This is a genomic window from Microbacterium sp. A84 (assembly GCF_051842815.1).
Classification (GTDB): Bacteria; Actinomycetota; Actinomycetes; order Actinomycetales; family Microbacteriaceae; genus Microbacterium.
This window is the reverse complement of sequence record NZ_JBPXMS010000001.1, coordinates 1040162-1053271: the sequence shown is the minus strand read 5'-3', so window position 1 is coordinate 1053271 and position 13110 is coordinate 1040162. Positions and strand designations below refer to the sequence as shown.

The window sequence follows — 13110 nt, the reverse complement described above, 5'->3', positions numbered from 1 at the left end:
TTCGCTCAGTGCGCTGACAAGCCGCCATCGACGAACAGCGAATGGCCGGTGACGTACGCCGAGCCCGCGCCGGCGAGGAACGCCGCGGCGCTGGCGAAATCACTCGGCAGGCCGTTGCGGCCGATCATGGTGCGCGCGGCGAGGGCGGCAATTTTCTCCGGATCCTCCTGCAGTCGGGCGTTCAACGGAGTGAGCACGAAGCCGGGAACGAGCGTGTTGCTCGTGACTCCGGTGCCGCCCCAGGCCTCCGCCTCGGAGCGCATCAGGGATTCCACCGCGCCCTTCGAGACGCCGTAGATGCCGCTGCCGACGAAGGCACGATGCGCTTGCTGTGAGCTGATGTGGATGAGACGGCCGTAGCCGCGTTCCGCCATGCCGACGCCGTAGCGCTGTCCCAGCAGGAACGGGGCGAGTGCGTTCACGGTCATCGTGGCATCCCAGTCGTCCTCGGTGATCGCAGCGTACGGCGGGCGGATGTTGATGCCAGCCGAGTTCACCAGAATGTCCGGCTCCCCGAAAGGCTCGGTCGCAGCCTCTGCGAGCGCGTGAATGCCGTCGCGCGTGCTCAGATCGCCCACGACGCCGGCGACGCGGCATCTGGCATTCTGCAGGTCTCGCACGGTCTCATCGATGCGTTCCTGGCCGCGAGCGACGACGACGGTCGATGCGCCGGCGCGGGCAAGCGCGGTCGCGATGCCGCGGCCGATGCCGGAGCTGCCGCCGGTGACGATGGCGGTGCGGCCATCGAGCGAGAAGAGGGAATCGAGGTAAGTGCTCACGATGTCAATGCCTTTACTGCACCCTCACCAGGCCAGCGCGGCGGTGAGGTGCGGATCGGGGTGGGTGTCGGCGAACTCGGGAAGCGAGCGCAGCTCGTCAACGAACGCCGTGACCTCCGCGGCGTAGGCGGGGTCGGGGTGGGTGTCGATGATCTTCTGGAGCGGCGGCACGTCCATCGCGAGGATGAGATCGAGCCTGGCGGTCACCGCATCCGTCGCTCCCGCAGCATGGAGAACGCGGATGCCGCCGCGGAGGGCCGCCAGATAGTCGCGCAGCACCGGCAGTCGGCCCTTGCCCTGGGTGATTGACGTGCCGTCGGCGCGTAGCCGCCAATGCACCACGACATCGGGGATGACATCGAAGGTCGCGGCGCGTGTATACATCTGTTGCGCGACGATCTGGTCTTCGTAGGCGACGCCCTCGGGAAAGCGCAGATCATCCCAGAAGCTCGTGCGGCTGATCTTTGACCACGCGACGATATTCGCCGACGCGTGTGGGTGCTCGAAGATCGTCGTGGCACGGCGCGCGGGATCTGTGGCCGCGGCCGTCCACGGCTGCACTTGCCCAGGAACATAGACCTCACCCTGCAACCGGGATCGCACGTAGGCGCCCGCAACGAAGTCGCTGCCTGTTTCGGCGAGAGTGCCGGTGAGGCGTGCAAGAGCCGTGGGCGTCAGTTCATCATCACCGTCGAGGAAGCCGAGGAAAGGCGTGTCGACCTGACCGAGACCGATGTTGCGTGCGGCGCCCAGGCCGCGCGAGGCCCCGTGGCTGAGGAAGGTGAACCGTGGGTCGGACGCTGCGGCATCCGCAAAGATCTCACCTGTCGCATCGAGAGATCCGTCGTCGATGAGGATGGCGCGCCAGCGCGGCTCCGTCTGCGCCTGCAGGGAAGCGATTGCGGCGGGTGCGAACGCGGCGATGTCGCGGCCGGGGACGATGAGCGTGACGATCGGTGCGGGCACCAGCTGAGTCTATGGCCCTGCGACGGCGCGCACGGCGTCCGCAACGAGCGCCGCCAGCTGCTCCGGCGCGTTCTCGGCCAGCGGCGTGCGGGCGAAGGTGAAGCGCACTGAGGTCTGCGCGATCTCCGGCGAGATCCCGCAGGCCAGCAGCACGTGTGAGGGGTCATCGCTGCCGGCCGCGCACGCCGAGCCGCTTGAAGAGATCACGCCGCGGCGCTCAAGCTCCAGCAGCACGGCTTCTCCGCTCGTTCGCGCGAAGGTGAAGCTCGCGGTTCCTGGGAGCCGGTCGATGGGATCTCCGGTCAGCACGACCTGCGGCAGAGTCGTCAGCACCCCGGCGATGAACCGTGCAACCTGCGCGCCGACACGAGCGGATGCTGACTCCCGCTCAGCCTCCGCCAGCTCCAAGGCGACGGCAAGCCCCACCGCTCCGGCGACATTCTCGGTGCCTGAGCGGCGTCCGCGTTCCTGCCCGCCGCCGTGCAGCAGCGGCTCCAACGGAACCCGCCCGCGCACCACCAGCGCGCCGATTCCCTTGGGTGTGCCGAGCTTGTGCCCCGCGATCGAGATCGCATCGGCCCCGAGGCCAGCGAGCGGAAGCCATCCGGCTGACTGCACGGCATCCAGATGCAGTGGCACACTCGCTGCCTTGGTTACCGCGGTGATGGCTGCCGCATCTTGCACGGTACCGATCTCGTTGTTCGCGTGACCGAGCGAGACCAGCGCTGTGTCGTCGCGCAGAGCATCCGCCACGGCATCCGGCGTCACACGCCCATCGGCGGTGACCGCCACATAGGTCACTTCGACGCCATGGAACCGCCGCAAGTACTCCGCAGATTCGAGAATCGACTCATGCTCGATCGGTGTCGTCACGAAGTGGCGGCGACCTCGCTCAAGGCCAGCCAGTACGACCCCCTTCACCGCGAGGTTATTCGCCTCCGTGCCACTCGCCGTGAAGATCACATCACCTGCACGCATGCCCAGCACGCGAGCGACCCGGGCTCTGGCATCCTCCAGCGCGCTCGCCGCAGCCTCACCGACGGTGTGGTGACTGGACGGGTTGCCGAACACACCCGTCAGGAACGGACGCATGGCATCCAATACCTCCGGACGCACCGGAGACGTCGCCGCATGGTCGAGATAAAGCATCAGTCGAGATTCCGCACTAGTCGAGGTACCGCATCAGTCGATCCGCACGTCCAGTCCGAGATCCAGCGCACGCGCCGAGTGGGTGAGCGCTCCGACCGAGATGACGTCGACGCCGGTCTCGGCGATGGCGCGCACAGTGTCGAGATTAACGCCACCGGATGCCTCGACCGTCGCGCGCTCTCCAATCAGAGCGACCCCTGCGCGGAGATCATCGAGCGAGAAGTTGTCGAGCAGCACGGTGTGTGCACCGCCGTCGAGCACTGCGTCGATCTGGTCGAGCCGATCGACCTCGACCACCACGTGGGTGGTGTGCGGGAGTCTCGACAGTGCTTCGCGTAGGGCAGTCGCGAGATCCGCCCCCGAACGTTGCAGCACGGCCAGATGATTGTCCTTGGCCATCACCGCATCCGACAGCGAGTGGCGATGGTTGCTGCCGCCGCCGGAGACGACCGCCTGCCGCTCGAATGCGCGCAGCCCCGGCGTCGTCTTACGGGTGTCGGCGATCCGCACGCCGGTGCCTTCGACCGCTTGGACATACTGGGCGGTCAGCGTCGCGATGCCGCTCATGCGCTGCGTGAAGTTCAACGCCACACGCTCGGCGGTGAGGATGCTGCGCGCAGATCCCGACACCGAGGCGAGCACATCGCCCGGTGCAAACGTGTCTCCCTCGCCCACGTGCACGTCGACGCGGATGGTCGGATCGGTGAGGGTGAACGCAGCCGCGAACACATCGCCACCGCTGAAAACTCCCTGCTCGCGGGCCGCGAGATCGGCGGTCGCCGTGGCATCGGTCGGAAGCAGCGTCGAGCTGGTGAGGTCGCCCCATGGGGCATCCTCCTCGAGGGCTGCGCCGACGACGCGGGTGAGGGTGGCAATGGTGAGCATCAGGCTCCGATCAGGGCAGGGAGGGCGGTGAGATGGTGGGCGCCGACGGAATCGGTACGGGCGAGAGCAGCGGATGCCGTGGCTTCGGCGAGCAGGAGGAGATTGGCATCTTCGTGCTCGGTGAGCGTGGCCGGAGATGGTGCTGCAGCACGCCAGGCACGGAGTGTGGCGAGAGCATCGGCGAGTCCATCGTCGGTGCGGTGGAGCCCCACGTCGTTCCACATGAGCTGCTGGATATCCGCTCTCGAGTGGCGACTGTCCGCGTTCCCGTCGCAGTTTCTGTCGCCCAGCGCGCCGTGTGGCGACAGAAACTGTGACGGGAACGCTGTGCCGAGTGCCGCTGCGGCCCGAGCGCCGAACACGGCACCCTCCAGTAGCGAGTTGGATGCCAGACGATTCGCGCCGTGCACGCCAGTGCAGGCGACCTCACCGGCCGCGAAGAGACCGGACAGCGACGTGCGTCCGTCGAGATCGGTCACGATGCCACCCATCAGGTAGTGCGCGGCGGGCGTCACCGGGATCGGCTCGCGTGCCCAATCGAAACCGCGTGCACGCGTGACCCGGTCGATGGTAGGGAACCGGCTGGCAAGACGCTCTGCGCCGAGCATCGTGGCATCGAGCAGCACCGGTCGGCCCTGGCCCGCGGCCTGCCGCACGATGGCGCGTGACACCACATCGCGTGGGGCGAGCTCGCCGTCAGGGTGGCTGTCGAACACGAAGCGTCTGCCCTCGTCGTCGATGAGCGTCGCACCCTCGCCGCGCACTGCTTCGGAGATGAGAAACGCCGAATCCGAGGCAAGCACGGCATTCGAAACCAGCACGGCATTCGAAACCAGCACGGCATTCGAAACCAGCACGGTCGGGTGGAACTGCATGAACTCGAGATCGGCGACAGCGGCACCAGCCCTGATCGCCGCGACGATCCCGTCGCCCGTCGCTCCGATTGGGTTCGTCGTGTGCGCATAAAGCTGGCCCGCACCGCCGGTCGCCAGAATCACGGCATCCGCGTGGAGATCGACCGCTGCGCTGCTGCGGAGGAGTCGAATGCCGTGCACCCGCCCGCCAGTTACGAGGAGGTCGACCAGGAAGGCGTCTTCGACGACATCGATCTGGAGCGATCGGACCTGCGCGATGAGGGCAGCCGAGATCGCGGCGCCCGTGGCGTCGCCACCGGCGTGCACGATGCGGGCGTGGGCGTGCGCGGCCTCACGGCCGAGCCTGAGAGCGCCGTCCGCTGCGCGATCGAAGGCCACTCCGCGGGCGATCAGCTCCGCGATGCGCGCGGACCCATCACGGACGAGCACGTCCACGGCTGCGGGATCGGAAAGCCCGGCGCCGGCGACGAGCGTGTCTGAGGCGTGCACCTCTGCGGAGTCGTTCGGGCCGTAGACGCCGGCGACTCCGCCCTGGGCCAGGGGAGTGCAGCCGCCGCCACCGAGCACGCCCTTGGTGACGATGGTGACCGCGTGGCCAGCCTCCGCGGCGTGCAAGGCCGCGGTGAGTCCGGCGATGCCGGATCCGACGACGAGGATGTTCATACGCGGGGCTTTGCGGCCAGCATCCGCTCCAGCGCGAGGCGCGCAGGGGCCGCCACATCGGCGGCGACCTGGATGCGATTCGGAGTGCGCCCGGCGACCAGCTCCTCCAGCACCCAGGCGAGGTATCCGGGATGGATCCGGTACATCGTCGAGCACGGGCAGACGACGGGATCAAGGCAGAAGATCTCGTGCTGCGGGTACTGTGCGGCGAGCCGACGCACGAGGTTGATCTCAGTGCCGATCGCGAAAGTGCTCGGCTCGGTGGCCCCGTCGATCGCGCGACGGATGTAATCGGTGGAACCGGCCTCGTCCGCGGCATCCACAACCTCCATCGGGCACTCCGGGTGCACGATCACGCGTACGCCAGGATGCTCGATGCGCGCCTGATCGATCTGGTCGACCGTGAAGCGGCGGTGCACAGAGCAGAAGCCGTGCCACAGAATGACCTTCGAATCGGCCAGTTGCGAAGCGGATGATCCGCCCAGGGGCCGGCGCGGATTCCACATCGGCATCTGTTCGAGCGGCACTCCCATCGCCTTGGCTGTGTTGCGTCCGAGATGCTGATCGGGGAAGAACAGCACGCGCTGTCCGCGTTCGAACGCCCACTCCAGCACAGTCTCGGCGTTCGATGAGGTGCACACGATTCCGCCGTGGCGGCCAACGAAACCCTTGATCGCCGCCGAGGAGTTCATATAGGTCACGGGGATCACCGGCACGCGGCCCTCTTCATCGACCGCGTCGAGATCGCCGAGCACATCTGCGAGTTGTTCCCAGCAATCCTCTACCTGGTCGATGTCGGCCATGTCAGCCATCGAGCATCCCGCGGCGAGATTCGGCAGGATCACCGCCTGATCGGGTGTGGAAAGCAGATCGGCGGTCTCGGCCATGAAGTGCACGCCGCAGAATACGATCGCCTCGACCTCCGGGCGTGCGAGCGCAGCATTCGCGAGCTGGAAGGAGTCGCCGACGTAGTCAGCGTGCTGCACGACCTCTTCGCGCTGGTAGAAGTGTCCGAGGACGACGACGCGCTCGCCGAGTGTGGCCTTCGCCGCGCGGATGCGCGCATCGAGAGCTTCCTCGCTCGCCTCGCGGTACGCGGTGGGCAGTTCGCCCTGGCGTGGTGCCCCGGTGGGGATCACATCGCCCATAGACGACCCGGGGCCGTAGCCAGGGCTGCTGTCGAACGTCCACGGGCCTTGTGCGAGATCTGTGCTGCACGTGGCATCGGTGCCGGTGTCATTTGCGGGATCGACGATCGATTGGATCAGGTGATCCACGGATGCATCGGTGATCTGCGGGAACGGCAGAAGGGTCATCGGGTCCTCTTCTCTTCCACGGCGAGCGGGCCACGATCGGCGAGCTCGACGGCGTCGTTGTAGCGGTACAGGCGGGCGGGACGGTGGTTGCCGGTGCGGAACTCGTCGGTCGGCAGGAGTGTGCCTGACGTCTCTACCTGACGGCGGAAGTTGGCCGGGTCCAACCGCTTGCCGAGAATCGCCTCGTAGGCCTCGCGCAGATCGGCAAGGGTGAACGTCGGCGGCAGAAATCCATGCGCTACCCGGCTGTAACCGACCTTGTTGCGTAGGCGCCATAGGGCGTAGTCGACGATCTGGGTGTGATCGAACGCGAGGGCGGGGAGGGTCGGGGCATCAAAGGACTGCACATTCTCTGGTGCGAGACCGGATGCCACGTGCGCGGCGCTCTGCGCATCGACCTCGTCGGAGCGCAGCAGCGCCCAGTAGACGATCGATACGACGCGGCTCGGAGAACGGTCCACCGCGCCGAAGGCGTAGAGCTGCTCGAGGTAGCTGGGGGAGAGACCGGTGGTCTCGTGCAGGGTGCGCGCCGCGGCATCCTCAGGGCTCTCGTCCGGTTCGAGCCATCCACCTGGCAACGCCCATTTCTCCTGATGTGGATCGCGTGTACGCAGCACGAGAGGCAGCGCAAGCGAAGGAAACTCGTCTCCGGGAGCGCGTCTCAGCGTCAGAATCACCGTCGACACTGCGACGCGAATGCCGGATTCTTGAGTTTTGGTCGTCATGACTTTAACCTCCGTCATCGATCTTAGTGTCTTCGTGACCCGAAGGTGAAGAAAAGTCGCTCGATGACGGAGAGGCGTGTTGCCCGCGATCCCAAATCGTTACATCGAGGTATCGGAAAGACACTTGTTACCCCCGGATGGGTTTGTTAGGTTACTGTCCTAACAAACCCCTTCGAGGGGTTATGTCGTAAATGATGAGCAGTCCCTCCAAGCAATGAAGCACCGAGAGGAATAACAATGATTCGCAATGGAAAGCGCCGTGTCGTGCTCGCCGCGATCGCGGGTGTGTCCGTCCTGGCTATGGGCCTCACCGCCTGCAGCGGCGGCGGGGGAGACGAGGGCGGTGACAGCGGTGGTGATGGCGACCGTACGCTGCGCGTATGGGCCGGAAGTCAGACGCCGATCACCGCGAACTTCAACGTGTTCGCTCCGACAGTGCTCCACGGTGCACTTGGCCCGATCTATGAGCCGCTGTTCTTCTTCAACAAGACAGCAGCCGAAGACCCCACCGGTATGATCGGCGACTCGTACGAGTACAACGAAGACGGCACCGTGATCACCATCAAGATCAAGCCCGATCTGAAGTGGAGCGATGGCGAGCCGCTTACCGCAGCGGACGTCGCCTTCACCTACAGCTACGAGGGCAACAACCCCGAGGGCAACGGTCTCGTATCTGCTGAGGCCACTGACGACACCACCGTCGTGCTGACGTATGACTCGGCGCAGTACACCACCGAGTTCCAGCGGCTCGGCGGCACCTGGATTCTCCCGGAACATATCTGGAGCGAGGTGGACGACTTCGCGAGCTTCGCGAATGAGGAACCAGTCGGATCGGGCGCGTACGTCGTTGACAGCGTGACCAGTGAGTCATACATCCTCGTCGCCAACGAGAACTTCCGCGATGCCGGAGTGCCCGCCGTCAAGACGGTGCAGTACATCGCTGTCGACAACAACCAGACGGCGCAGGATCTCCTCGCCGCCGGCGAGTTGGACTGGGCGGGAATGTTCATCCCGAACCCCGAGTCGGTCACCGCGAACGGGAAGATCGAGTGGATCAACACCCCTCAAGACCCCACTGTTCTCTACACCTGCGCGAACGCCGACCTCGGCTGTACTGGCGCGCAGACCGACGTGGCCGTCCGGCAGGCGCTCAACGTCGCCATCGACCGAGCGACCATCAAGGACAAGGCCTTCGTCGGGCTCACCGGTGACATGTCGCCGACGTACGCCCTGCTGCCGCGCGACGCGAAGTGGGTCGCTGACCCCGCCAACGAGGTCAGCCCGCAGGAGGCCGACGTCGCCGAGGCCGGATCCATCCTCGAAGCCGCCGGCTATACAAAGGACGCTGACGGCTTCTACGGCAAGGACGGCGTCCCGATCGAGATGACACTCACCTCGGTCGACGGCTGGACCGACTACAACGACGCAGCCAAGCTGATCACCGAGCAGGCAGCTGATGCGGGTATCAAGATCAACGCCTCCACCGTGCAGTGGCAGGAATTCTCCGACTCACGCCAGACCGGCGCCTTCGAGCTGATCGTCGGCGGCATGATCGGCACGTCCGTCGCAGACCCCTACCAGATGTACCGTGACTGGGTCGGCGGGGTCGAAGCCGGATCCACCGGCGCCGTCGGCGCTGAAGTTCCCACAGGACGCTGGAACTTCAGCCGCTACAACAACCCTGTCGTCGACGAGGCGATCATGGCGGCGAGCGCGACAAACGACGAGGCGACGAAGCTCGACCTCTACGCCACGATCCAGACCGAGATCGTCCGCGATCTGCCGTACATCCCGTTGGTTATCAACGCGACGCAGACCTTCTACAACACGAAGGACTTCACGGGCTGGCCCACAGAAGAAAACCTGTACGCCTTCCCGCCGTCCTGGGGTTCGATCGCCGCGGGCTACATCCTGCAGCACCTGGAGCCGGTCGGTTAATCACTGACCGTCCCCCGACAATGCAAGGAAGCAGGAAGTCGAGTACATGAAGTTCTATGCCAGAAGGATCGGGTTCTACGCGATCACGCTGTGGGTCACGATCTCACTCAACTTCCTGCTTCCGCGCATGATGCCGGGCAACCCTGCCGACATCATGATCGCGAAGATCCAGCGTGCGGGCGGCGAGGTCTCCGAAACCACGATCCGCAACATCAAGCTGCTGCTCGGCTCGGATGATTCGCCGCTGTGGGAGCAATACATCGGCTACTGGGGTCGGATGTTCCAGGGCGATCTGGGGGTCTCTGTCACCAAGTATCCAGCCCCTGTTGCCGAACTCATCGGCGCAGCGCTCCCGTGGACGGTCATCCTGGTGGGCGTCGCCACGTTCATCTCGTTCGTGCTCGGCATCGGGCTGGGGGCCTGGGTCGGCTGGAAGCGCGGCACCTGGGTGGATCACATCATTCCTGCCACAACGATCCTGCAGTCGATTCCGTACTTCTGGCTCGCGCTGGTGCTCGTGTCGGTGTTCTCCGTCGGCATGGGGGTCTTCCCGATCTTCGGCGGCTACAACGTCTTCGATTTTCCGGGCGGACCGGAATGGACGTGGGCATTCTTCTCGGATGCCGTGGCGCACGCCATCCTGCCGGCGCTCACCATCGTGCTGAGCTCAGTGGGCGGTTGGCTGTTCGGCATGCGCAACATGATGGTCTCCACCCTCGCCGAGGACTATGTCACTACAGCTGAGGCCAAGGGGCTGCGTCCCCGTCGTATCCTCACTGCTTACGCCGCACGTAACGCGGCGATTCCTTCGATCGCCGGGTTCGCGATCACGCTCGGCTTCGTCGTCGCCGGTTCCATCGTGATGGAACAGGTGTTCACCTACCCTGGCATCGGCAAGCTCATGTTCCAAGCAGTGCAGAACAGCGACTATGCGCTCATGCAGGGTGTGTTCCTGGTGATCACGATCGCCGTTCTCGCGGCGAACTTCATCATGGACCTCGTTTACGGCTTCATCGACCCGAGGGCTCGTCACAATGTCTGAAACCCGACTTTCTGAGGTCGAGGGCGGCCCTATCACCGGCACGGTGGCATCGTCCGCGCCTGATACCTCCGTGCTCGTCACACAGCGGCGCACCCGCGGCGGATTCCGTGCGATGCTGCCGCGGCCATCGATCAAGCTCGTCATCGGTATTGTGCTGGTGGTCGGCATCGTCCTCTTCGGAATCCTGGGGCCGATGCTCACGCAGAGTCCACGCAACTCCAAGAACCCGGCACTCGAGCCACCGAACATGGAGCACCTGCTGGGCACCTCGAAGCTCGGCTACGACGTGCTCGCACAGCTGGCACATGGCACACAGGGTTCGCTGTTGATCGGCATCGTCGCTGGTGGCATCGCCGTCGTGCTGTCGATCTTCTTCGGCATCCTCGCCGGCTACCTCGGCGGGTGGAAAGACGAGGTGCTCTCCCTCGTCACGAACATCATGCTCGTCATCCCCGGACTTCCGCTGGTGATGGTGATCGCCACCTATTTCGACACCCGCAGCTGGTTGCTGGTTGCCGGTGTGCTGGGCATTACCTCGTGGGCGGGCTCCGCGGTGGTGCTGCGCACGCAGGCGCGTTCGCTGCGCAGCCGCGACTATGTCTACGCATCCAAGGTCGCCGGCGAACGGTCGATCCGCGTCATCCTGGTGGAGATCATGCCGAACCTGCTGCCGCTGCTGGCGGCACAATTCCTCTTCGCGATCATCTTCGCGATCCTCGGTGAGGCCGGGCTCTCCTACCTCGGACTCGGTGCTACGGACTCGATCACGTGGGGCACGATCCTCAACGACGCCCAGTCCGGGCAAGCTTTGGGCACCGGAGCATGGTGGTGGTTCATCCCACCTGGCATCCTGATCGCGTTGCTCGGCTGCGGGCTGTCGCTCATCAACTTCTCCATCGACGAGATCATCAACCCGAAGCTACGCAACGCCCCAGATGCTGCTCGACGCGTGCGCAAGGTAGCAAAGACGAAGGGAGTCACCGCGTGACCGCCCCCGAAGCAGTTCTGACTGCACACAACGTATCCATCGAGTACGAGGTAGATCCGCCGGTCAAGGCCGTGCGTAACGTCTCGCTCACGCTGCACCGCGGCGAGATCCTGGGTCTCGCGGGAGAGTCCGGCTGCGGCAAGACCACCCTCGCTTATGGGCTGAATCGGCTCCTGAAGGCTCCGGCGCTGTTGACGAGCGGGGAGATCACCTTCCATGATCGCTCCGGTACCGACATCGACATCGTAGGACTGGAGGACGAACAGCTGCGGGCGTTCCGTTGGGACAAGATCTCGATGGTGTTCCAGGGGGCGATGAACTCGCTCAACCCGGTGATCAGCGTGAAGGCGCAGCTCTTCGACATCTTCGACACGCACCGTCCAGGCATGAGTCGCCGTGCGAAGACCGAGCGGTCGGAGGAGCTGCTGCGACTCGTCGGTGTGGACCCCGCACGTCTGACGAGCTTCCCGCACGAGCTGTCCGGCGGAATGCGCCAGCGCGTGATGATCGCGATGGCGCTGGCACTGGATCCGCAGGTGATGATCATGGACGAGCCGACCACCGCGCTTGATGTGGTCGTGCAGCGAGGCATCATCCGAGAGATCATGCGGCTGCGTGAACGACTCGGTTTCGCAGTGATCTTCATCACCCACGATTTGCCGATGCTCATCGAGATCAGTGACCGGATCGCGGTGATGTTGCAGGGCGAGATCGTCGAACAGGGGACGGCGGAGGAGATCTTCCGCACACCGCAGCACGAGTACACGAAGAAGCTGCTCTCCAGCTTTCCGAGTCTGCGCGGCGAGCGCGGCGGGTTCGTGCGGTCGGGGGCGGTCACTGGGTCCGTCGACAATTCAGCCTCGGCATCCATCATCACGGAGGTGCAACGATGAGCAACTATTCTCTCGAAGCGCGGAACCTGACCAAAGACTTCCGGCTCCGCTCCGGTTTCAAGACGACGACCCTGCACGCGGTGAAGGACGTCTCCTTCACGCTGGAGCCAGGCAAGACTGTCGCCCTCGTCGGGGAATCCGGCAGCGGAAAGTCCACGATCGCGCGGATGCTGATGAAGCTGGAGACACCGACATCCGGGGAGATCCTGATGGATGGCCGGCCCAGCGGCACGCACGGGCGGGAGCTGGCCCGCTATCGTTCTGACGTGCAGATGGTCTTCCAAGATCCGTTCGCGTCTCTCAACCCGTTCCACACGATCATCCACCACCTGGAGCGGCCGCTGCGGATCCATCACCGTGAGCTGTCGGCGGCGCAGGTGCGCGCACGCGCGTTGGACTTGCTCGAGCGGGTGCAGTTGACGCCGGCGGAGAGCTATGCGGAGCGTCGTCCGCACGAGCTCTCCGGCGGTCAGCGCCAGCGGGTCGCGATCGCCCGTGCCCTCGCGCCTGGCGCGCGCTTCATCGTGGCGGATGAGCCTGTGTCGATGCTTGACGTGTCCATCCGCCTCGGTGTGTTGAATCTGCTCGCCGATCTGCAGCGCGAATCGCAACTTGGTGTGCTCTACATCACGCACGATCTGGCGACCGCTCGGCACTTCAGTGACGAGATTCTCGTCATGTATCGCGGCGACATCGTCGAACGGGGCCCCTCCGATGAGGTGATCCTGAACCCGCAGCACGACTACACGAAGACGCTGCTGGGTGCGGCCCCCGAGCCCGAGAACTTCGGCCGCCTCCGCGACGAGGTGCGAGCCGAGCTCGCCCTCTAGTTTTTCCCTCCCAAGGTTGCGAGTGGGCGCGCGTGGCTCTGTTTCACGCAAACTGTGAGCC

At 65.1% G+C, this 13110-nt stretch carries 12 protein-coding genes; 5 read left to right on the top strand and 7 right to left on the bottom strand.

The features are described from left to right. Window positions 1-5 precede the first annotated feature (5 nt). The 7 genes from ACSU04_RS05225 to ACSU04_RS05195 are packed head-to-tail and all read right to left on the bottom strand — an operon-like array spanning window position 6 to window position 7358. The gene (locus ACSU04_RS05225) at window positions 6-779 is read right to left on the bottom strand and encodes an SDR family NAD(P)-dependent oxidoreductase (RefSeq protein WP_439288648.1); all 774 of its coding nucleotides are present in this window, start codon (window positions 777-779) and stop codon (window positions 6-8) included. A 24-nt stretch (window positions 780-803) separates the two neighbouring features. After that, the gene (locus tag ACSU04_RS05220; RefSeq protein WP_439288647.1) at window positions 804-1745 is read right to left on the bottom strand and encodes a glycosyltransferase family 2 protein; all 942 of its coding nucleotides are present in this window, start codon (window positions 1743-1745) and stop codon (window positions 804-806) included. A 9-nt stretch (window positions 1746-1754) separates the two neighbouring features. Continuing rightward, complete coding sequence (locus ACSU04_RS05215) at window positions 1755-2894, bottom strand: cysteine desulfurase family protein (protein WP_439288646.1); 1140 nt, start codon at window positions 2892-2894, stop codon at window positions 1755-1757. 33 nt (window positions 2895-2927) lie between these two features. Further along, window positions 2928-3779, bottom strand: a complete 852-nt coding sequence (gene nadC, locus ACSU04_RS05210) for a carboxylating nicotinate-nucleotide diphosphorylase (RefSeq protein ID WP_439288645.1) — start codon at window positions 3777-3779, stop codon at window positions 2928-2930. Beyond that, window positions 3779-5317: an L-aspartate oxidase gene (nadB, locus tag ACSU04_RS05205; protein ID WP_439288644.1), complete on the bottom strand. Its 1539-nt coding sequence runs from the start codon at window positions 5315-5317 to the stop codon at window positions 3779-3781. Before nadB ends, nadC begins: the two co-directional genes overlap by 1 nt. Then, entirely contained in the window at window positions 5314-6633 is a 1320-nt protein-coding gene (gene nadA, locus ACSU04_RS05200; RefSeq protein ID WP_439288643.1) for a quinolinate synthase NadA, read from the bottom strand. Before nadA ends, nadB begins: the two co-directional genes overlap by 4 nt. Further along, a complete protein-coding gene (locus ACSU04_RS05195; RefSeq protein WP_439288642.1) occupies window positions 6630-7358 on the bottom strand; it encodes an NUDIX hydrolase in 729 nt (242 codons plus the stop codon). The genes nadA and ACSU04_RS05195 overlap by 4 nt, the downstream gene beginning before the upstream one ends. 237 nt (window positions 7359-7595) lie before the next feature. Here ACSU04_RS05195 and ACSU04_RS05190 point away from each other — a divergent pair, with 237 nt between their 5' ends. The 5 genes from ACSU04_RS05190 to ACSU04_RS05170 are packed head-to-tail and all read left to right on the top strand — an operon-like array spanning window position 7596 to window position 13049. Further along, window positions 7596-9296: an ABC transporter substrate-binding protein gene (locus tag ACSU04_RS05190; protein ID WP_439288641.1), complete on the top strand. Its 1701-nt coding sequence runs from the start codon at window positions 7596-7598 to the stop codon at window positions 9294-9296. A gap of 46 nt (window positions 9297-9342) precedes the next feature. Continuing rightward, window positions 9343-10338 carry an ABC transporter permease gene (locus ACSU04_RS05185; protein WP_439285766.1) on the top strand — a complete coding sequence of 332 codons (996 nt, stop codon included), beginning with the start codon at window positions 9343-9345 and terminating at the stop codon, window positions 10336-10338. Next, window positions 10331-11326, top strand: coding sequence for an ABC transporter permease (locus ACSU04_RS05180; protein WP_439285768.1), 996 nt, complete (start codon window positions 10331-10333; stop codon window positions 11324-11326). The genes ACSU04_RS05185 and ACSU04_RS05180 overlap by 8 nt, the downstream gene beginning before the upstream one ends. Continuing rightward, the gene (locus ACSU04_RS05175) at window positions 11323-12219 is read left to right on the top strand and encodes an ABC transporter ATP-binding protein (RefSeq protein WP_439285770.1); all 897 of its coding nucleotides are present in this window, start codon (window positions 11323-11325) and stop codon (window positions 12217-12219) included. The genes ACSU04_RS05180 and ACSU04_RS05175 overlap by 4 nt, the downstream gene beginning before the upstream one ends. Then, a complete protein-coding gene (locus ACSU04_RS05170; protein ID WP_439285772.1) occupies window positions 12216-13049 on the top strand; it encodes an ABC transporter ATP-binding protein in 834 nt (277 codons plus the stop codon). Before ACSU04_RS05175 ends, ACSU04_RS05170 begins: the two co-directional genes overlap by 4 nt. Window positions 13050-13110: the final 61 nt, after the last annotated feature.